Origin of the sequence: Nonomuraea sp. B19D2 (assembly GCF_040137845.1) — a bacterium.
GTDB lineage: Bacteria > Actinomycetota > Actinomycetes > Streptosporangiales > Streptosporangiaceae > Nonomuraea.
This window is the reverse complement of sequence record NZ_JBEFAK010000008.1, coordinates 63,992-82,575: the sequence shown is the minus strand read 5'-3', so window position 1 is coordinate 82,575 and position 18,584 is coordinate 63,992. Positions and strand designations below refer to the sequence as shown.

The following is an 18,584-nucleotide window of genomic DNA, read 5'->3' as shown; positions in this document are numbered from 1 at the left end:
GGCCACGACGGATATGTGCTGTCCGCATGGCTGCCGCTTTGGCCAGTGTCCGCACTTCGGGGCGAACCCCTGGGGGTTCCCCGGGCGGCGTGGTACGCTCCCAAGCGAGCGCTTGGTTTACATCCGAGGGGCCGCCGCATGAAGTTCTCGACCTTCCACCTCTTCCACCGCTTCGACGGGCAGAGCTTCAAGGACGTCTACGACTACCACCTGGAGCTCATCGAGCTGGCCGAGGAGCTGGGGTTCGACGGGGTGCGGCTGGCCGAGCACCACTTCCGCGACTACGGCGTCGTCCCCAACCTGTTCACCATGCTGGCCCACGCCGCCGCCCGCACCTCCCGCATCAGGCTGGGCACCGGGATCGTGGTGCTGCCCCTGCACAACCCGATCCACGTGGCCGAGGAGGCCGCGCAGGTGGACGTGCTCTCGGGCGGGCGGCTCGACCTGGGGATCGGGCGGGGATACCAGAGCTTCGAGTTCGAGGGGTTCGGGATCGACCTGGCGGAGGCCCGCGACCGGTTCAACGAGGCGCTCGAGGTCATCGTCGGGCTATGGACGCAGGAGTCATACCAGCACGAGGGGAAGTTCTACAAGACCGGCACGGAGGTCTCGCTCGCGCCCAGGCCGCTGCAGAGCCCGCACCCGCCGCTGCACGTGGCCGCCGTCTCCCCCGAGACCGTGACCATGTACGCCGAGCGCGGGCTGCCCATCCTGGCCGACCCCGCCGCCCCGTTCCGTAAGGTCGTCAAGGCGGCCGAGACCTGGCGGGAGACGGCCGCGCGGGCCGGGCACCTGACAGGGGCCGACCTGGTGGTGGCGCGCACCGTGTACGTGGCCCCGACGCTGGAGCAGGCCCGCGAAGACCTGGCGAGGTTCGAGGCGTCGTTCGACCGCTCCCGCATCTTCAACGAGAAGAGCGCCCCCATTGACCCCAAGACCGGCAAGGCGGCGCAGGGTTTCGAGTACTACCAGGACCGCTATCTCAAGGGCGGCACGGTGTCGGCGGACTTCCGGTGGGAGCAGCTGGAGGTCATCGGGGACCCGGACCGCGTCGTCGAGCAGATCTCGCTGCTCAAGGACGCCGGCTTCACGAACCTCCTGTGCGACTTCGGCAGCACCCGGCCGATGCCGCTGGAGGACATGAAGCGGGTCATGCGCTTCTTCGCGACCGAAGTCATGCCGGCCTTTGGAGACTGAAGATGATCCACAGCCTGTCCCTGTCCGACGTCCTCGCCGACCACGCCCGCAGCCGCCCCCAGGTCACGGCGGTGGTGGACGGTGAGGTGCGGCGCACGTACCCGGAGCTGGACGAGCGGGTTACCCGGCTGGCCGACGCCCTGGCGGGGCAAGGGGTGGCGGCCGGTGACCGGGTGCTGTGGCTCGGCCAGAACTCTCATGCCGTGCTGGAGCTGCTGCTGGCCTGCTCCCGCCTGGGCGCGATCCTCTGCCCGGCCAACTGGCGGCAGTCGGAGGACGAGCTGCGGTTCGTGCTGTCCGACCTGACCCCCGAGGTCGTCGTCTGGGAGCACTCGGACGCCACCGCGGCCGTGTCCGCCGTGTCCGGGAGCACGTGGGTGCGGGCCGGGGACGAGTACGAGGAGCTGGTGGCAGGCGGCTCGCTGCGGGACTTCCCGCAGGTGGCGGACACCGAGCCGGTCCTCGCCCTCTACACGGCCGCCTTCGCGGGGCGGCCCGGCGCCGCCCTGCTCAGCAGCGCCGCGCTCGTCGCCCACAGCGCCTCGCTCCTGGTCGTGCGCCAGATGGAGCCCGGTTTCACGTTCCTCAACAACGGGCCGCTCTTCCACGTGGGCACGATGATGTTCTGCCTGGCCACGCTCCAGATCGGCGGCACGAACGTGTTCACGCCCGCCTTCGACGCCGAGGAGGTCTGCCGGCTGATCGACGCCGAGCGGGTGACGCAGGCGTTCCTGTTCGGGCAGATGATCGACGCGGTGGTGGCCGCGAACGCGGGCGGCAAGTACGACCTGTCGTCGCTGAGGTTCGTCTCCCACTCGGCCGAATGGGACGACATGATCACCGTCGACGACTCTCCCTGGTGCCGGTCCAAGATGGGCGGGTACGGGCAGACCGAGGTGGGGGGCATGCTCACGTTCCTCGGGCTGGCCGAGGGCGGCGCCGGGTTCGCGGGCCGCCCCTCTCCGCTGGTCCAGGTACGGATCCTGGCCCCGGACGGCGCCGAGGTCCCGCCGGGCGAGGTGGGCGAGATCTGCGCCCGCGGCAAGACCCTCTTTTCCGGATATTTCGCCCGACCCGACTTAAATGCGGCCAAGTCGGCGTTCGGCTGGCACCACACCGGCGACCTCGGCCGCCGCGAACCCGACGGCACCATCACCTTCATCGGCCCCAAACTTCGGATGATCAAGTCGGGCGCCGAGAACATCTACCCCGCCGAGGTCGAACGCGCGCTCAAGTCCCATCCGGCCGTGGCCGACGCCGCGGTGATCGGCGTGCCGGACCCGGCCTGGCACCAGGCGGTCAAGGCCGTGGTGGCGCTCAAGCCGGACGCCACCGCCACTCAGGACGAGCTGGTCGAGCACGTCAAGACGCAGGTGGCGTCGTACAAGAAGCCCAGGGAGGTGGCGTTCGTGGACGCGATACCCAAGCGCGGCTTCACCCCCGACTACGACGCCCTGGACACCGCACACGGCGGAGGGAACTACCCCGGGACCTAGCGACCGGGACGGGTCGACGCACTGGGGCGGCGTTCGCGCATCTGCTGAGCTTCAACCTGCTGCCTCAGGCAGAAGAACATCGGGTCAGCCCGGCTGTACCGGCCCGGCGTCGGCGACGAACACATCATCGGGCACCTGCTCACCGCGCTGCTCGGCACGCAGATCACCGCCACCCTCATGCCCACCCTGGAAACCACCCAGACCCTCGCCGCGCAGATCACTGGACAGCCCCTCCTTCAACTCCGAGAAGCGGGATGAAACGGCCCCCGAGTGGTTTGTGGCTCTAGTCGGTCAGGTGGAGGGTGGCGAGTTCTGATCTGGAGGTGACTCCCAGCTTGGGGTAGGCCTTGTAGAGGTGGTGGCCGACGGTTCGTGGGCTCAGGAAGAGCTGGGCGGCTATGTCGCGGTTGGTCAGGCCCTGGGCGGCCAGCCGGGTGATTTGCAGTTCCTGGGGGGTGAGCTGGGAGAGAGCGCCTTGGGCCTGTCGGCGTTTGACGGCCAGGCCGGTGGCGTCGAGTTCGATGCGGGCGCGTTCGGCCCAGGGCCTCGCGTTGATGTGGTCGAAGGCCGCCAGTGCGGCGCGCAGGTGCTCGCGGGCCTCGGATTTGCGGCGCGCCCGGCGCAGCCACTCCCCGTACAGGAGCATCGTGCGGGCGTGTTCGAACGGCCTGCTGTCGTGTTCGTGGCTGTGCAGCGCAGCGGCATAGTGCTCCTCCGCCCGCTCGTCGGGTGACAGCAGGGCCCGGCAGCGTTCGAGGAGGGCGTCGATGGACGCCTGCCTGACGCGGCGGGCGACGTCCTCGAAGCGGGCGTACGGGCCGGTCGCCCGCTCGGGCACGCCGATCCGTACTGCTGCCTCGATCAGGTCGGGGGCGCTGCGTTCACCGGGTAGCTGATGGCGCCCGTCACCCAGGCCGAGGGGCTCGAGCCGCTCCAGTGCCGTCTCCGCCCGGCCGTACCCGAGGTCGAGCAGGCCGAGCGCCCACTCGGCCCGGTGGATGCCCGGGGAGGAGACCCGGTCGCGGGAGTCGGTTCGGGTGCCGGCCGCCAGGCCGCGGGCGCGTTCCTCGTCGCCTTCGATCGCGGCGTGGTAGGCCAGGACACCGCTCGCGAGGCTGATCCACTGCCACTGGCCGGTGTCCTGCGCGATGCTGAGCGCCTCGGTGGCGCTGGCGGCGGCGTCGCGGTGACGCCCGAGCAAGGTCTCGGTGATGGCCGCGTGATAAAGCGCCGCGGGCAGGTCTGCGATCGCCCCCCGCGCGCGGCTGTCAGCGACGACGGTGTTCGCGAGGTCGAGTGACCAGGCGTCCAGGCCTGCGATCAGGCCGAGCCCGATGATGTGCGTACGGTTGCGTGCGTGGTCGAGGTGGATGTCGTTGGCCGCGAGTACCACCTTCGCCATGGAGGGCAGGTGGTCGGTCGAGCGGCCCAGGACGAGCGAGATGATCCAGTCGTTCAACTGATGCACCGGCAGAAGCGGGTCGCCTGCGTCCAGTTGCAGGGCGTCGAGGTGGACGGCGGCTTGGACGGCCATGTCGAGGTCGCCCGCGAACCAGGCGTTCCCTACCGCTTCCATCACAACCCCGAACGCACTGTGCTGATCAGTCTTGACAGCCTCGGCGAGCAGCAGGTCGTTGGCTCCCCGGAGCGAGCCGTCCCCGGCCATGACCGCCGCCAACACCCGGACGAGCCTGGCACGCGCAAGGGGGCGGGTGACCTGCGGCGCCGCCCGCTCGGCCAGAGCACGGGCGGTGCTGAGCAGCCCGGCCTGTGCGGCGGACTCGGCCGCCAGCGTGAGTCGTCTGCCGCGGGCGTCGCCGTCGGCAGAAAGACTCGCCGCCCGCTCATATGCGGTGGCCGCCGCGGCGTGCCCGTTGCGCTCGCCGGCCTGCACGGCGGCGCGTTCCAGCTCCGCGGCCACGTGCTCGTCCGGGCCGGTGGCGGCCGCGGCCAGGTGCCAGGCTCTCCGGTCGGCGTGCTCTGGTCCGCCGAGGGACTTGGCGAGGGCCCGGTGGGCGCACAGGCGCAGGTGCAGCGGCGCGCCCTGGTAGACGGCCGCCCGGACCAGGGGATGGCGGAACGACAACCGCCGGTCGCCCTCCTCCAGCAGCACCAGCCCGGCGTCGAGGGCCGGTGCCAGATCATTGATGCCCGATGACATCGATTGTGCGGCGTTCAGCAGCACCGGCAGTTCGCCGGTGTCATCGGCGGCGGCGATCAGCAGGAGAGTCCGCGTGGCCTCGGGGAGCCGCGTGACCTGGCCGTGGAAGGCGGCCTGCAGACGATCGGTCAGCGGCAGGTTGCCGCCCTGCGGCGAGCTGCTGCCCGCACCGGTCGACAGGGCCGTCGGCAGCTCGATCAGCGCGAGCGGGTTCCCCTCAGCCTCGCGCAGAACGCGGTGACGCATGTCGGGCGCCAGACCCCCGCCCTGCGCGTCGACGAGCGCGGCCGCGTCCTGCGGGTCGAGCCCTCGCAACCGCAGTTCGGACAGGCCTGTCGTGGGCAGGTGCGCCGTGCCATCCCGTACCGCCAGGATCACGGCAACGGGCTCGGCGCCAAGGCGCCGCACCGCGAACACCAACGCCTCTGCCGATGGCCGATCCAGCCACTGCGCGTCGTCCACCAGGCACAGCAGCGGGCCCTCGTCGGCAAGCGCCGACAGCAGCGTCAGGACGGCGAGCCCGACCAGCATTCGATCGGCCGGGATGGCAGGGCCCAGCCCGAAAGCGGCCTCCAATGCACGCCGCTGTGGCTCGGGCAGGCCGGCCAGGTTCCCGAGCGCGGGCCGCAACAACAGATGAAGCCCGGCGAAGGGAAGCTGCGCCTCGGACTCGACGCCGACACCGCGCAGCACCCACATGTAGTTCCCAGCTCGCGCCGTCTCGGCGGCATCGGCCAGGAGCGCCGACTTCCCGATGCCGGGCTCGCCTCGGATGACCAGTGCACCGCTGACCCCGCCGGCCGCCTCACTGATCAACCGCCGGAGAACCGCCTGCTCGGCGGTCCTGCCGTACAGCACGGCACCCCCTTGCCAATTCCGCGCCACTGCGCATCGCCGGATTACCTATGCGATGACTGATTCCCGCGCCGACCATCCTACGTACCGTTCCACCTGTACCGATTCCCGAGGCCGCACGACGGCCTACCCCTGGAAGTGAGACGACTATGGATCATTCCTTCACCGCGTCGGTTTTCATCGGCACGAGCGTGGACGGCTTCATCGCCCGCGAAGACGGCGACCTCGGCTGGCTGATCAGCAGAGGCGAGGCCGCCGGCGGTGGGGAAGGCTACGGTTACCCCGATTTCATGTCCACCGTGGACACCGTCGTGATGGGCCGCGCCACTTACGAAGCCGTTACGGCATCCGGCTGGTGGGAGTATGACGGCAAGCACGTGGCCGTGCTGAGCAGCCGCCTGCCCGCCGACCGCGACCCCCGCATCACCGTTTACCCAGATCTGGACCGGCTCATCGCGGGCCTGACCGACCGCGGTACCAAGAGCGTCTACGTCGACGGAGGACAGACCATCAGAACCTTCCTGCAGGCCGGCCTGGTCCAGCAGATCACGATCACCCAGGTTCCCGTCCTGATCGGCTCCGGTATCCCGCTCTTCGGCCCGCTGGAGGCCGACATCTCTCTCACGCTCCTGTCCGCCCAGGCACTCAAGGCCGGCCTCGTCCAGACGACGTACGCCGTCGAGAACTGATCGAAAAGCGGCGCACCGCGGGTCGTCCGATTCAAGGGCAGCGGTGAGCATGCCGCCTCAGACACCAATGTGTCAGGGCCGCCGTGGGTGAGCAGGGCGAGCAGTTGGAGCATGCCGTGGGCGGTGGCCATGGTCTCGGCGGTGAACGCCACGGTGCGTCCGGCGCGGGTGATGCCAGGAATGAGCGCGGCCAGGTTGGCCGAGCGAGGCTGATGCACGGTCGCCCTCGATCTGGCGCTCGAGCTACTGTACGCACCCCTCTACCAGCGCTGGCTGTCCAGTGGATCGCCCCGCCGCTGACCACCGTGCGCCAGCCGCCGACGAACATGGCCGGCATGGCCGTCAGGCTCCTCGTCCAGCTCATCAACGGCGAGCAGCCGGAGACCCTGCGCGTCGAGCCGGCGACCCGGCTGATCGTGCGCGAGAGCACCGCCCCGGTCGTGAGTTCATAGAGGTCGCCTGATCGGTCCGTCCCGTACATCGGGGAGAACGGTTCAGCGCACGCGCTCCAGAGTGCGGTCCTGGCAGCCGGCGGGCGCGTTCACCGGGTTGCAGCGGACCGTGGCGCCGCCGGGCAGTTCGGCCACGTAGTCGCTGCCGTTCCTGGCGGACAGGCCGATCACGGGGAAGTCCGTGCTGACCATCTGCGCGCCGCTGTCCAGCGCCGCCTTCAGCCGGCTCGTGTCGCCCGACCTGGCCTCGGTGAACGGCACGTCGGAGCGGGTGCGCACGTAGTAGCCCTTCCGCACGAAGTCCTGGATCTGCGCGGTGTTCGTGCCCTGCGGGTCGTTCCAGCCGATGAAGGCGGCGTCCGCGCGGCCGGGCCGGGAGTTCGTGAACAGCACCCGCCCCTCCAGGCTGGGGTGACCCGTGAGATAGGGCTTCTGGATGGCCTCGGCCTGGTTGTCCATGAAGAACATGACCTTGCCCCGCGAGGACGACAGTTCCGGCCAGCCGTGCTGGAGCACGGACTGTTCGAGGGTGAGCCCCGGCCTGCGGACGTCGTCGGGCGTGATGAGCCGGTCGTCAGGGAAGACCGAGCGGATCTCGGCGTCCAGCGCGTCCATCAGCGCGGCGTCCCACGCCGGGCTCTTGGCGCCGCCCATCGCCTCCTTGGCCGGGTCGGTGCTCTTGAGCTCGGTGAGGATCGTCAGCGGCACGTGCCCAGGATGGGCATCGGACCATTCGCGCACCTGGCGCAGGCAGGTGGCCAGGGCCGAGCAGTTGGTGCCGTAGTCGTGGTCGGCCCAGTGCAGCACCTTGAACCCGGGCTTGGCCAGCGCGGGGTCGTTGAGCGGCGGCAGCCCGGCGTCCCGCCTGACCAGCGGGTTGGTGTACAGGCCGCCCTTGGGGTCGGGGAAGACGTCCAGCTCGATGCCGCGCACGTGCTGGGCGGTGAACTGGTTCGGCAGGGCGGTGTGCGAGTACTGCAGGTTCCACCAGTTGGCGTCGGTCCTGCGCTGCACGTCCTTCTCGGCGTCGGTCAGCTCGCGGTGATAGCTGTTGTGGGTGGCCATGGTCTGGATCTGGTTGATCCGCAGCGGGCCGCGTCCCGCCGTGGCGGCGTCGGCGGCTGGTACGGCCGCGAGCGCGGTCAGGGCGGTGGCGGCGATGCCGATGAGGGCGAGGCGGCGCATGGGTCTCCTAGCACGGGGAGTCTTACCGGGACAGACCATTGGGGGCAGGGGTGAACGGCTGATCACGAAATATCCAAATGCGCCGGAAAATATGCGGAAGCGTCCGGATCAGAGGATGGCCAGGGGAGTGACCGGGCTGCCGGTTCCGCCCTCGATCCTGAGCGGCGCCACCACGAAGACGAACTCCGTACGGCCGGCGGCCCCCAGCTCCTCCAGCCAGAGCATCTCGACGAGGTGCACGCCGTGCCGGTGGAGCAGGATGAGGTGCAGGTCGTCGGCGAGGTCCTCGTCGGCGAGCCCCTGGGCGTTGAGCCCGCCGATGGCGGCGTTGTCCGAGGCCACCACGGACACGTCGTGCGCGGCGAGCCAGCGGCCCGCCGCCGCGGACAGCCCCGGCTGGCCCGCCCAGTACTCCTCGTGCGAGCGCCGCCACACCAGCGGCCAGCCGGTACGGATCACCGCGGCGTCCCCCGGTCGTGGCGTGGCGATCTCCGACAGCAGCTCCGCCGGGATCCTGAAGTCCGCGGGCAGGTGGTCGAGGCCGAGGTGGCGGGCCACGTCGAACAGCACCCCCCTGGCGACCACGCCGCCCACCTGCTCGATGCCGCACCTGGTCGCGCCGTAGGAGCGGACCCTGGCCGCCGGATGGCCGTTGTAGAGCTCGTCGCCCGACCACATGTGGCACAGCGCGTCCATATGGGTCGTGGTGCCGTGATGGCTGACGACCAGCGCGTCGTCGGCCACGTACAGCCCCTCCCCGATCGGGCGGGCGCCGGCCGCGTAGTCGCCGCCGTCCACGGACATGAAGTGCTGCGGCAGCGGGCGGCCGGGCAGGTGCGGCACCGTCGTGGGGGCGGGCGAGGAGGTGGCGCCCCTGATCGGCATGGCCAGGCTGAGCACCTCGCCCGTGGTGGCGCTGCTCAGGGCTTCGAGCACCACGGCCGGGGTGAGCAGGTTGAGGGTGCCGCGCTGATCGTCTGGGCCGAATCGTCCCCAGTTGTTAGGCTCGTGAACCAAGTAAGCGCTCCCTTTCTCCTGCGCGCCGCCTGGCGCGGATAACCCTGCTCCGGAGGTCCGATGCACTGCGATCCGCGGTTCTCCCGCGTACGCGAGGTGTTCGACCGGCATCTCGCCGACGGCGCGGAGCTGGGCGCCGCCTTCGCCGTCTACCTGGACGGCGAGCCGGTCGTGGATCTGTGGGGCGGTGTGGCGGACCGGCACACGGGGCGGCTGTGGGAGGGCGACACGCCTGCCTTCGCCTACTCCTGCACCAAGGCGATCACCGCCACCGTGCTGCTGCAGCTCGCCGAGCGGGGGCTGGTGGACGTCTCCGGGGCGGTCGCGGATGTGTGGCTGGAGTTCGCGGCCCGGGGCAAGGGGGCGATCACCGTCGAGCACCTGCTCACTCACCAGAGCGGGTTGCCGGTGGTGGAGGAGCCGGTGCCGGTGGCGGAGTTCGGGGATCCGGCGGCCATCGCGGCCCGGCTCGTCGGTCAGGCTCCGCTGTGGGAGCCGGGGTCGGCGCACGGGTATCACGCGCTGTCGTACGGGTTCCTGGTGGGGGAGGTGATCAGGCGGGTCACCGGCAAGTCGGTGGGCGAGCTGGTCGCCGCGGAGATCGCCGAGCCGCTGGGGCTGGAGCTCTGGGTGGGGGCGCCGGACTCGGTGATCGCCCGCACGGCCCGGCTCAAGGCAGGCGAACGCCCCCGCGCAGCGGTCACCGAGGCCACCGGCGGGGTGCCGGATGTGCTGGCCGAGATGGCGAAGGCGGCGCTCGATCCGCAGAGCCTCATGAACCGCTCGCTCGGCAACCCCGGCATGCACCTCCTCAAGGGCGGCGCGAACCACCCCGTCATCCTGCGGGCGGGCTGGCCCGCGGCCGGGGTCGTGACCACGGCCAGGGGGCTGGCCGGGTTCTACCGTTCGCTGATCGCGGGCGACCTCCTGCGCCCCGAGACGCTGCGGGAGGCCGTACGCCCCCGCGTGCACGGCCCCGACCGCGTCCTGCTCCTGGACACCTCGTTCGGCCTCGGCTACATGCGGCCGTCCATGACGTTCCTGATGCCGTCGGAGACCGCGTTCGGCCACTCGGGCCTGGGCGGCTCGCTCGGCGTGGGCGATCCCGAGCGCGGCCTGGCCATCGGCTACGTCATGAACAGGATGGCCAACGCCGTCTCCGGCAACCTGCGCGGCCTCCGCCTGGTGCAGGCCGTCTACGACTCGCTCTGACCGCATGACCGCTCAGTGCATGGTCACGCCGCCGCTCACCGACAGCGTCTGCCCGGTGATGTAGGCCGCGCGATCCGTGCACAGGTAGGCGACCAGGCCCGCCACGTCGGCGGGGGTCCCGAGGCGGCGCAGCGGGATGCCGCGCGCGATCTTGTCCACCAGCCCCGGCTCGGCCGCGGACACCCGATGGAGCATGGGCGTGTCCGTGGGGCCGGGGCAGACCACGTTCGAGGTGACCCCCGCCTTGGCCGCCTCCCTGGCGAGCGTCTTGGCCAGGCCGAACAGCCCCGCCTTGGTCGCCGCGTACGCCCCTTCTCCGCCGGATCCCGCCCTGGCGCCGTCGGAGGAGACGAACACCAGCCGCCCCCATCTCCTGGCCAGCATGCCGGGCAGGAGCAGCTTGGTGAGGAGCATCGGCCCGCGCAGGTTGACCTGCCACATGAGGTCCCAGCCCGCGGGATTGCTCTCGGCGAACGCCTCCACGATCGACACCCCGGCGTTGTGCACCAGGATGTCCACCTGTCCCACCGCTTCGGAGAACTGCTCGACGGACGCGGGCGAGGCCAGGTCCACGACCGCCGCCCGCCCGCCGGGCAGATCGGCGGCCACCGCTTCCGCGTTCCGCACGTCGGCGACCACGACCTCCGCCCCCAGCGCGGACAGGTCCGTGGCGATGGCCGCGCCGATCGCACCCGCTCCCCCGGTCACCACGGCCACGCGCCCGTCCAGGCGCAGCCCGTCCATCATTTCCACCTCTCGACGAGGTCCGCCGTGCCGGCGCGGGTGGCGAGGAGGCTGATCGTGTGTTTCAGCACGGCCCGCGCGTAGTCCTCGGGAATGCCCGCCACCGCGTCCGTCACCACCGTCACTCGGTAACCCAGGTTGACCGCCTCCAGCGCCAGGCCCGGGATGCCCAGGTTGACCGAAACGCCCGCCGCGACCACGGCGGACACGCCCAGGGAGCGCAGCGTCATGTCGAGCGAGGTGCCGGTGAACGGGGAGAAACCGTGGTAGCGGCGGCTCTCCAGGTCGCCGCCGTCCCGCAGCTCGGGGATGACCTCCGCGGCGGGCATGCCCTCCAGCATGTGCTCCGGGTCCTTGAGCAGGGAGACGATGAACGGGCAGTTGTCCGTGTGGGAGCCGGACCGGTCGGGGCGGAAGGCGGCCGTGCAGTGGATCACCGGGATCCCGGCCGATCTGGCCGCCTGGAGGAGGCGGGCGGTGTTGGCCACGACGTCGTGCCGCGCGCAGGCGTCCACCAGGTCCGGAAATTTCGTTAGATCGCCGACTACGCCCCGCTGCATCTCCATCACCAGCACGGCCACGCGCTCCACAGGCGACCTCCGTCGATTTAGCCGAGCGCTTGCTTGGGAACGACTCAGCATATCACCCGCAACACAGCGTCATTTCGCATAACACCCGGCGAAATATCTCCAGTCGTGACAACCCCAACCCCAGGTGAGACCGTCGAATCGAAGACGGCTGCTTATGGGGGTTCGACTTGGTCCCTGGTTACCGCGAAGTACGCCAGCTCGGCGCCGGACGCACCGGCCGCGTCTTCCTCGCCACCTACCAGCAGACAGGCGCCTACGTGGCGATCAAGTATCTGAACGCCACCTTGCGCAGGGACGCCGAGTTCATGGACCGCTTCCGGTCGGACACCCACGAACTGGTCGAGATCGACGACCCGAACGTGGTCCGGATCTACGAGTACGTGGAGACCGCCGGCCGGGCCGCCGTCGTCATGGAACTTGTGGACGGCGTGTCACTGCGTACGCTGCTGACCGAGCACCGCGGGATCAGCCCGGAAGCGGCCCTCGCCGTGCTGAAGAGCACGCTGCTGGCCCTGGCCGCCGCGCACGAGCGGGGCGTGCCGCACCGTGACGTCAAGCCGGAGAACATCCTGGTCCAGGCCGACGGCACCAGCAAGCTGGCCGGCTTCGGCGTCGCCGTGCACGCGGAGGAGCCGGACGTGCCCGCGGGCAGCCCCGAGTACATGTCCCCCGAGCTGTGGACGCAGGGCCGGGCGGGGCCGTCCGCGGACCTGTACGCGGCGGCCTGCGTGCTCTTCGAGGCGGTCAGGGGGCGCCCGCCCTATCGGGCGGTCAAGGAGGGCCCATCCGGCAGCCACGAAGGGGCGCTGGACGTTCCCGCGGTGCGGGACAAGCACCTGGCGGAGCCGGTGCCGCTGGAAGTGGCCCCCGACTCGCTGCGCGACCTGCTCAAACGCGGGATGGCCAAGGATCCGGCGGACAGGTACGCCTCGGCCAGGCAGTTCGCTGCGGAGCTGGAGGAGGACGCGGTCGCCGGCTACGGGCCGGAGTGGGAGAAGCGGGGGCGGCGGCACCTGGGCGAGCTGGCCACGCTGCTGGCGCTCCGGTTCCCGCTGGCCAGGACCGACCGGGCGGCCGGGATCACCCTGAAGAACCGGGTGCTGCGGATGCCCCGGCTGCCCCCGCACTTATGGGTGGCGGGGGCGACGGTGGTCACGGTGGCGCTCGCGCTCGTGGTGTCGGGCGGGCGGCTGCCGCCGGGGCCCGGCACGATCCTGATGCCACCGCCCAGGACGACGCCGAGCGAGCCGGGGCCGACGCCTGTCGACGCGGCCACGCCTACCCGTACCCGGACGTCCACCGCTCCCCGCCGCACCTCCCCCTCCCCTGCTCGTGTGCCGAGCAGCTCCGCGCCGCCTCCTCCCACGATCCGGCAGGGCGGGACCTCCGTGCCCCGTCCCGCCGCCGTCCGGGCCGCCGGCATCATGGGGTGGAGCGGCACCGTGGGGACGATCAAGGTCTCCGCGGACGGCGCCGGGCCCGTGCGGGTGCTGATCTCGTACACGCGGCGGGACGGGGAGGGCGGGGTGGCCAGGACGGTACGGCAGGAGAGCCGCACTTTACGGGGCAGCACCGTCTACACCAGCAGCGTGGCGCACGACCCGGGGAGCGTTTCCTGCGGCAGGCGGGCTTACTTCGGGATCGTCGTCATGACGGAGCCCGCCGCGGCGAACGGGCCGCAGGTGAGCGAGGTCGCGGTGGACGGCCCCGCCTGCCCCACGCCTTCCCGTTCCGCCACGCCGACGCCCAGCCACGAACACAGCACCTCGACCCTCACCACGCCCACGCCGTCGCCCACACCATCGGGCACGTCGTTGGGCACCTTGCCAGGCACGTCGCCGTCGGTCCGGCCCCTCTCGACTCCCCTGGCGGAGCCGTCGCCATAAGCGCACCGCTGAACGGCCTTGTGGGGTAACCAAGCGTGCGCTAGCTTGGCAAGCGATGAGCGGTGACACCTCTGCGTACTGGGCCGCCTGCGCGCGCGGCGAGCTGGTCGTCCAGCGCTGTACGTCGTGCGACCGCCGCGTCCACCTCCCCGCAGCCGACTGCCCCTGGTGCGGTGCCGGCGAGCGCGTGTTCGAGCCGGTCGCGGGCGACGGCGTCGTGCACACGTTCACGGTCGTGCACCGCTCGTTCGCCCCCGGGTACCGGGGCCGGGAGCCGTACGTGATGGCCTGGGTGGACCTGCCGGCGGGTGTGCGGGCGTTCGGGCACGTGGTGGGGTGCGCCCCGGACGACGTGCGCGTCGGCATGCCGGTACGCGTGACATTCATCGACGAACTCCCTCATTGGAGGCCAGCGTGAAGCTCGGCAACGTGCTGATCCCCGTCGCCGACCTGGACGAGGCGATCGCCTTCTACGGCCTGCCGGTGAAGTTCAGGGACGGCGACCGGTTCGCGGCGCTGGACGGCGGCGGGGTCACCGTGGCGCTGGCCGGGCCCGCCGAGCACGTCACCGCCTCGGTCGCGCCCTCGTTCAGGGTGGGCGACCTGGAGCAGGCCGTGCGGGAGATGGCGGCACGCGGCGGCGAGGTGGTGCGGGAGCCCGAGAAGGGGCCTCACGAGGCGCGGGCCGTGCTGCGCGATCCCTCAGGAAACGTCTTCGTGCTCTATCAGCCCCTCTGACTGGAGGCATCCCCCATGGCGCGATCACCATACGGCAACTACGGCCACGCGATCCTGACCGCCGGAGCGCTGCGCACGCCCGACCGGGTCGCGCTCACGTACTGCGGCGAGCAGAGCTTCACCTACGACGAGCTCAACAGGAACGTCAACCGCCGCGCCGGCGCCCTCCTCGCGAAGGGGATCACGCCGGGCCGGCGGGTGGCGGCGCTGCTCAACGAGACGTTGCGGGTGGCCGAGGTCTACCTGGCGCAGGCCAAGATCGGGGCGGTGACGGCGGCGCTGAACCCGTACTGGCCGGTGGAGACACTGCGTGACGTGGTGGCGGCCTCGGGGTGCACGGCGTTCGTGTACGACGCGACGGTCGAGGGCGTGGTCGAGCAGATCAGGGGCTCCCTGCCGGCCGTGACCACGTGGATCGACGTGCGGGAGCTCGAAGGCGACTCCGACGAGGAGCCGCCGATCAGTGGCTGGTACGACGACCCGCTGGCGCTCTACTACACCTCGGGCACGACCGGACTGCCGAAGGCGGTCGTGCACACGCACGCGTCCTCCCTGGCCACGGCGCAGATCTGGCTGGACGTGCCGCGCGGGCCCGACTCGGTGTTCGGGACGGGCGCGATCATCTGGGGCATCGGCTTCCCGGCCATCGTCGGGCCGGCTCTGTACGCCGGGATGCGCCTGGTGCTGGAGCAGGACTGGGGCCCGGCGAACTTCCTGCGCGTCGTCCCCCGCGAGCGGGTCACGCATCTGTCGCAGATCCCCTCGTTCTACGCCGCACTGCTCGCGTCGCCCGACCACGAGGGCGTGGACCTGTCGTCCGTCCAGGTGATCATGCTGGGCGGCGAGCCGCTGACCAGGACCATGCTGGACCGGATCAAGGCCAGGCTCCCGCAGGCGGGCGTGTACTCGTACTACGGCCAGACCGAGGCCCCGTACACGTGCATGGGTCGCGTGGACGACGGCTCGACCCCGCTCGGCTCCTCAGGACGCGCCCGCACCGGCAACGCGGTCCAGATCACGGACCCGAACGGCGACCGCGTGATCGACGAGGTCGGCGAGATCAACCTGGCCGGGCCGCACCGGATGACCGGCTACGACGGCCTGCCGGAGCGGACGGCGGAGGTGCTGCGCGGCGGGTGGTACGTCGGCGGCGACCTCGGGACCCTCTCCCCCGACGGCGTGCTGCGTGTGCTGGGCAGGCGGGAGGACTCGATACTCAAGGGCGGCGTCTGGACCCAGCCGGTCGTGATCGAGGAGGCGGCCGCGGCGCTGGACGGGGTGGCCGAGGCAGGCGCGGTCGGGGTACCGGAAGGGGCCGCCGAGCAGCGCGTCCTGCTGGCGGTCGTGCCGCGCGCCGGGCACCCGCTGGAGGCGTCCAAGCTGGCGCTGGCCCTGGCCGACACGCTGCCGGAGCACCAGCGTCCCGACCACATCGTGGTGGCCGACGAGCTCCCGCACTCGCAGGACGCCTCCGGCGGACCCGGCAAGCTGCTGCGCGGGAAGATCCGCGAGCTGCTCGGGTGAGCGGGTACGAGGCTGCTCAGGTGAGCGCGTACGAGGCTGCTCAGGTGAGCGCGTACGAGGCTGCTCAGGTGAGCGCGTACGAGCACGAGGTCAAGGCGCTGCTCAGCGAGGCCGGGGTGCCGGTGCCGCGCGGGGTGGTGGTGCACGACCTCGACTTCTCCCGGGCCGCGGAGCTGGCCGAGCCGCTGGTGCTGAAGGCGTTCGGGCCGGGACTGGTGCACAAGTCGGACGTCGGGGCCGTCGCGCTCGGGCTCTCCAGGGACGAGCTCGGGGCGGCGGCGGCCGGCATGCGGGCCAGGCTGCAGGTCGCGGGTTTCCTCGTCGAGGAGCAGGCCGACGCCGGAGTGGAGCTCATCGTGGGCCTCGTACGGGACCCGGGCTTCGGGCCGGTGCTGCTGGCCGGGCTGGGCGGCGTGTGGACGGAGGCGCTGCGTGACACGGCGCTGCGGCTCTGCCCGATCTCGGAGGAGGACGCACGGCGCATGCTGGCGTCCCTGCGCGGATCTTCCGTCCTGTACGGGCACCGCGGCGGCCCGCCCGCGGACGTGGACGCGGTGGTCAAGCTGCTCATGACGGTCGGCGGCCCTGGCGGGCTGTGGGAGCGGCTGGAGCTGGGCGAGTTCGAGCTGAACCCGGTCATCGCGAGCCCTTCGGGGGTGATCGCGGTCGATGCCCGCTACCTGCCCGCCCCGGGACCTGTCGCGCCCGGGGCGCCCGATGCCGTGACGAACTTCCTGCCGCTCTTCCAGCCCAGTGCGGTGGCCGTCGTCGGGGCCTCCACGACCAGGCCGAACTTCGGGAACATGTTCCTCGGCTTCTACCGGGCCGCGGGCGTCCCGCTGGTGGCCGTGCATCCGTCGGCGGCCGAGGTGGCGGGGGTGCCGGCCGTACCGTCTCTCGCCGATGCGGACGTGGACTACGCCCTCGTGGCCGTGCCCGCCGAGCGGTGTGCCGAGGTGGTGCGGCAGGCGTACGGGGTGCCGTTCGTGCAGGTGATGAGCGGCGGGTTCGGCGAGGCCGGACGGCCCGAGCTGGAGGCGGAGCTGGCCGAGGCGGCACGGGCGGCGGGGACGCGGCTGCTCGGGCCCAACTGCATGGGCGTGTACTGCCCTCGGGGGCGGCAGACGTTCGTGGGAGGCGGTCTCGGGCCCGCCGGGTCGGTGGCACTGGTCTCGCAGAGCGGCGGGCTCGCGGGCGAGGTGATCAAGGTCGGGGAGCGGCGCGGGCTGGCGTTCAGCCGGGTCGTCACCGTCGGGAACTCGGCCGACGTCACCCCCGCCGAGCTGCTCCGCTGGCTCGCCCGCGACTCGGAGACCCGCGCCGTCGGGCTCTACCTGGAGGATCCGCGTGACGGGCGCGAACTGTTCGAGGCACTGCGCTCCATGGAGGCGCCGGTGGTGCTGCTGGTCGGCGGGCGCACCGGTCAGGGGCAGGAGGCGGCCGCCTCGCACACCGGCGGCCTGGTGAGCGACCGGCGGGTCTGGGAGGCGGTGGCCGAGCAGGCCGGGGCGGTGCTGGTGTCCAGTCAGGACGACCTCATCGGGGTGCTGGCGTACTTCCAGGCGCACGGCTCGCGTGCCTCCGGCTCCGACGGGGTGCTGGTGGTGGGGCCGAGCGGGGGCGCGAGCGTGCTGGCGGCGGACGCGTTCGACCTGGCCGGGGTACGGCTCGACCCGCTGCCCGGCGACGCGCTGGACGCGCTGCGCGGGCTCGGCGTGGTGGCCTCGGGCAATCCGCTCGAGGTGCCGGTGGGGCCTTTGGGGCGCGCCGCTCTGGTGCCTGACGTGATCGAGGCTCTGCTGCGGCACCGGGCGTACCGCGACGTGGTCCTGCACGTCAACGTCCAGGCGTTCTTCACATACGGGGACGCGGCCGAGCCCCTGTACGCGTACGCGCGGGCCGTGGCGGGGGCGCAGGAGGCGCTGCCCGGCACCAGGATCACCCTCGTCACCCGGAACGGCGAGTGCGCGCCTGCGGGCGTCGAGGATGCAGTGAGGCGGATCGCGGCGGCGGCGGGGATCCCCGTCTACCGCTCCATGGAGGCGGCCGCGGTGGCGGTCGCGGCGGGAGGGCGTCATGGGGTTGCTTGACGGCAAGGTCGCGTTGATCACCGGCGGGGCTCGCGGGATGGGGGCGGCGCACGTGCGGCTGTTCCTGGCGGAGGGGGCGCGGGTGGTCTTCGGTGACGTGCTGGACGAGGAGGGCAAGGCGCTGGCCGAGGAGACGGGGGCCGCGTACGTCCATCACGATGTGACCAGCGTCGAGGACTGGTCGCGGGCGGTGGCGACAGCCACGGAGCTGCATGGCCGGCTAGACGTCCTGGTCAACAACGCCGGGATCCTGAAATTTCGCCGCATCGCCGACATGTCGCCCGACGACTTCGATCGCGTGATTTCCGTAAACCTCAAGGGGACCTGGCTGGGGATCAAGTCGGTGATCAGCCCCATGAAGGCGGCCGGGCGCGGCGCCATCGTGAACATCTCCTCGATCGAGGGCTACGTCGGGGCCGAGGGGCTGTCGGCGTACTCGGCGTCCAAGTTCGGGGTGCGCGGGCTCACCAAGTCGGCGGCCCGTGAGCTGGCCCGGTTCAAGATCCGGGTCAACTCGGTGCATCCCGGCGCCATCAACACCTCGATGGCGATGGATCCGGACCTCATGACCGAGGTCGACGCCGACGCGTTCGTGAAGTCCATGGTCATCAAGCGCTTCGCCAGGCCGGTGGAGGTGTCGCACGTGGTGGCGTTCCTGGCGTCGGACCGGGCCAGCTACTGCACGGGAAGCGAGTTCACGGTCGACGGCGGCCTCCTGACCGGCGCCGGCTACTGACCGGCGTTCACC

At 71.5% G+C, this 18,584-nt stretch carries 17 protein-coding genes; 11 read left to right on the top strand and 6 right to left on the bottom strand.

Annotation, left to right across the window (positions count from 1 at the left end; genetic code table 11):
• Positions 1 to 138: 138 nt before the first annotated feature.
• Together ABN273_RS17265 and ABN273_RS17260 are read left to right on the top strand one after the other, a co-directional pair.
• Positions 139 to 1,197: an LLM class flavin-dependent oxidoreductase gene (locus ABN273_RS17265; RefSeq protein ID WP_349449890.1), complete on the top strand. Its 1,059-nt coding sequence runs from the start codon at positions 139 to 141 to the stop codon at positions 1,195 to 1,197.
• Between the two features lie 2 nt (positions 1,198 to 1,199).
• Positions 1,200 to 2,693, top strand: coding sequence for an AMP-binding protein (locus tag ABN273_RS17260; RefSeq protein WP_349449889.1), 1,494 nt, complete (start codon positions 1,200 to 1,202; stop codon positions 2,691 to 2,693).
• Between the two features lie 84 nt (positions 2,694 to 2,777).
• Here ABN273_RS17260 and ABN273_RS17255 read toward each other — a convergent pair whose 3' ends face one another.
• Positions 2,778 to 2,933: a hypothetical protein gene (locus tag ABN273_RS17255; protein WP_349449888.1), complete on the bottom strand. Its 156-nt coding sequence runs from the start codon at positions 2,931 to 2,933 to the stop codon at positions 2,778 to 2,780.
• Between the two features lie 43 nt (positions 2,934 to 2,976).
• The gene (locus tag ABN273_RS17250) at positions 2,977 to 5,712 is read right to left on the bottom strand and encodes an ATP-binding protein (protein WP_349449887.1); all 2,736 of its coding nucleotides are present in this window, start codon (positions 5,710 to 5,712) and stop codon (positions 2,977 to 2,979) included.
• Positions 5,713 to 5,858: 146 nt separating this feature from the next.
• Here ABN273_RS17250 and ABN273_RS17245 point away from each other — a divergent pair, with 146 nt between their 5' ends.
• Positions 5,859 to 6,398 (top strand): dihydrofolate reductase family protein, encoded by a 540-nt coding sequence (locus ABN273_RS17245; RefSeq protein ID WP_349449885.1) that lies wholly within the window; start codon positions 5,859 to 5,861, stop codon positions 6,396 to 6,398.
• A gap of 212 nt (positions 6,399 to 6,610) precedes the next feature.
• Positions 6,611 to 6,850, top strand: a complete 240-nt coding sequence (locus ABN273_RS17240) for a substrate-binding domain-containing protein (protein WP_349449883.1) — start codon at positions 6,611 to 6,613, stop codon at positions 6,848 to 6,850.
• Between the two features lie 42 nt (positions 6,851 to 6,892).
• On the opposite strand, the gene ABN273_RS17235 is transcribed toward ABN273_RS17240, so the two are convergent.
• Together ABN273_RS17235 and ABN273_RS17230 are read right to left on the bottom strand one after the other, a co-directional pair.
• Entirely contained in the window at positions 6,893 to 8,035 is a 1,143-nt protein-coding gene (locus tag ABN273_RS17235; RefSeq protein ID WP_349449882.1) for a phosphatidylinositol-specific phospholipase C1-like protein, read from the bottom strand.
• Positions 8,036 to 8,143: 108 nt separating this feature from the next.
• On the bottom strand, positions 8,144 to 9,052 hold the full coding sequence (locus ABN273_RS17230; RefSeq protein ID WP_349449881.1) for a cyclase family protein: 909 nt from the start codon (positions 9,050 to 9,052) through the stop codon (positions 8,144 to 8,146).
• A gap of 60 nt (positions 9,053 to 9,112) precedes the next feature.
• Here ABN273_RS17230 and ABN273_RS17225 point away from each other — a divergent pair, with 60 nt between their 5' ends.
• Positions 9,113 to 10,264 (top strand): serine hydrolase domain-containing protein, encoded by a 1,152-nt coding sequence (locus tag ABN273_RS17225; protein WP_349449880.1) that lies wholly within the window; start codon positions 9,113 to 9,115, stop codon positions 10,262 to 10,264.
• Between the two features lie 12 nt (positions 10,265 to 10,276).
• Here the strand turns inward: ABN273_RS17225 and ABN273_RS17220 are convergent, their stop codons facing one another.
• Positions 10,277 to 11,008, bottom strand: a complete 732-nt coding sequence (locus ABN273_RS17220; RefSeq protein WP_349450112.1) for an SDR family NAD(P)-dependent oxidoreductase — start codon at positions 11,006 to 11,008, stop codon at positions 10,277 to 10,279.
• Entirely contained in the window at positions 11,008 to 11,598 is a 591-nt protein-coding gene (locus ABN273_RS17215) for a cysteine hydrolase family protein (protein WP_349449879.1), read from the bottom strand. The genes ABN273_RS17220 and ABN273_RS17215 overlap by 1 nt, the downstream gene beginning before the upstream one ends.
• A gap of 167 nt (positions 11,599 to 11,765) precedes the next feature.
• On the opposite strand from ABN273_RS17215, the gene ABN273_RS17210 reads away from it, so the two are divergent.
• The 6 genes from ABN273_RS17210 to ABN273_RS17185 are packed head-to-tail and all read left to right on the top strand — an operon-like array spanning position 11,766 to position 18,572.
• Positions 11,766 to 13,484, top strand: a complete 1,719-nt coding sequence (locus ABN273_RS17210; RefSeq protein ID WP_349449878.1) for a serine/threonine-protein kinase — start codon at positions 11,766 to 11,768, stop codon at positions 13,482 to 13,484.
• Positions 13,485 to 13,539: 55 nt separating this feature from the next.
• Positions 13,540 to 13,902, top strand: a complete 363-nt coding sequence (locus tag ABN273_RS17205; protein WP_349449877.1) for a Zn-ribbon domain-containing OB-fold protein — start codon at positions 13,540 to 13,542, stop codon at positions 13,900 to 13,902.
• A complete protein-coding gene (locus ABN273_RS17200; RefSeq protein WP_349449876.1) occupies positions 13,899 to 14,222 on the top strand; it encodes a VOC family protein in 324 nt (107 codons plus the stop codon). The genes ABN273_RS17205 and ABN273_RS17200 overlap by 4 nt, the downstream gene beginning before the upstream one ends.
• A gap of 15 nt (positions 14,223 to 14,237) precedes the next feature.
• Positions 14,238 to 15,746, top strand: coding sequence for a class I adenylate-forming enzyme family protein (locus ABN273_RS17195; protein ID WP_349449875.1), 1,509 nt, complete (start codon positions 14,238 to 14,240; stop codon positions 15,744 to 15,746).
• 44 nt (positions 15,747 to 15,790) lie between these two features.
• Entirely contained in the window at positions 15,791 to 17,836 is a 2,046-nt protein-coding gene (locus tag ABN273_RS17190; protein WP_349450111.1) for an acetate--CoA ligase family protein, read from the top strand.
• Positions 17,823 to 18,572: a glucose 1-dehydrogenase gene (locus tag ABN273_RS17185; RefSeq protein WP_349449874.1), complete on the top strand. Its 750-nt coding sequence runs from the start codon at positions 17,823 to 17,825 to the stop codon at positions 18,570 to 18,572. The genes ABN273_RS17190 and ABN273_RS17185 overlap by 14 nt, the downstream gene beginning before the upstream one ends.
• Positions 18,573 to 18,584: the final 12 nt, after the last annotated feature.

What these genes read in the sequence shown, in the direction of transcription:
- ABN273_RS17220 (WP_349450112.1), bottom strand. Translation starts at nt 11,008, where the DNA reads ATGGACGGGCTGCGCCTGGACGGGCGCGTGGCCGTGGTGACCGGGGGA.
- ABN273_RS17240 (WP_349449883.1), top strand. Translation starts at nt 6,611, where the DNA reads ATGCACGGTCGCCCTCGATCTGGCGCTCGAGCTACTGTACGCACCCCT.
- ABN273_RS17185 (WP_349449874.1), top strand. Translation starts at nt 17,823, where the DNA reads ATGGGGTTGCTTGACGGCAAGGTCGCGTTGATCACCGGCGGGGCTCGC.
- ABN273_RS17245 (WP_349449885.1), top strand. Translation starts at nt 5,859, where the DNA reads ATGGATCATTCCTTCACCGCGTCGGTTTTCATCGGCACGAGCGTGGAC.
- ABN273_RS17195 (WP_349449875.1), top strand. Translation starts at nt 14,238, where the DNA reads ATGGCGCGATCACCATACGGCAACTACGGCCACGCGATCCTGACCGCC.
- ABN273_RS17205 (WP_349449877.1), top strand. Translation starts at nt 13,540, where the DNA reads ATGAGCGGTGACACCTCTGCGTACTGGGCCGCCTGCGCGCGCGGCGAG.
- ABN273_RS17235 (WP_349449882.1), bottom strand. Translation starts at nt 8,035, where the DNA reads ATGCGCCGCCTCGCCCTCATCGGCATCGCCGCCACCGCCCTGACCGCG.
- ABN273_RS17265 (WP_349449890.1), top strand. Translation starts at nt 139, where the DNA reads ATGAAGTTCTCGACCTTCCACCTCTTCCACCGCTTCGACGGGCAGAGC.
- ABN273_RS17260 (WP_349449889.1), top strand. Translation starts at nt 1,200, where the DNA reads ATGATCCACAGCCTGTCCCTGTCCGACGTCCTCGCCGACCACGCCCGC.
- ABN273_RS17225 (WP_349449880.1), top strand. Translation starts at nt 9,113, where the DNA reads ATGCACTGCGATCCGCGGTTCTCCCGCGTACGCGAGGTGTTCGACCGG.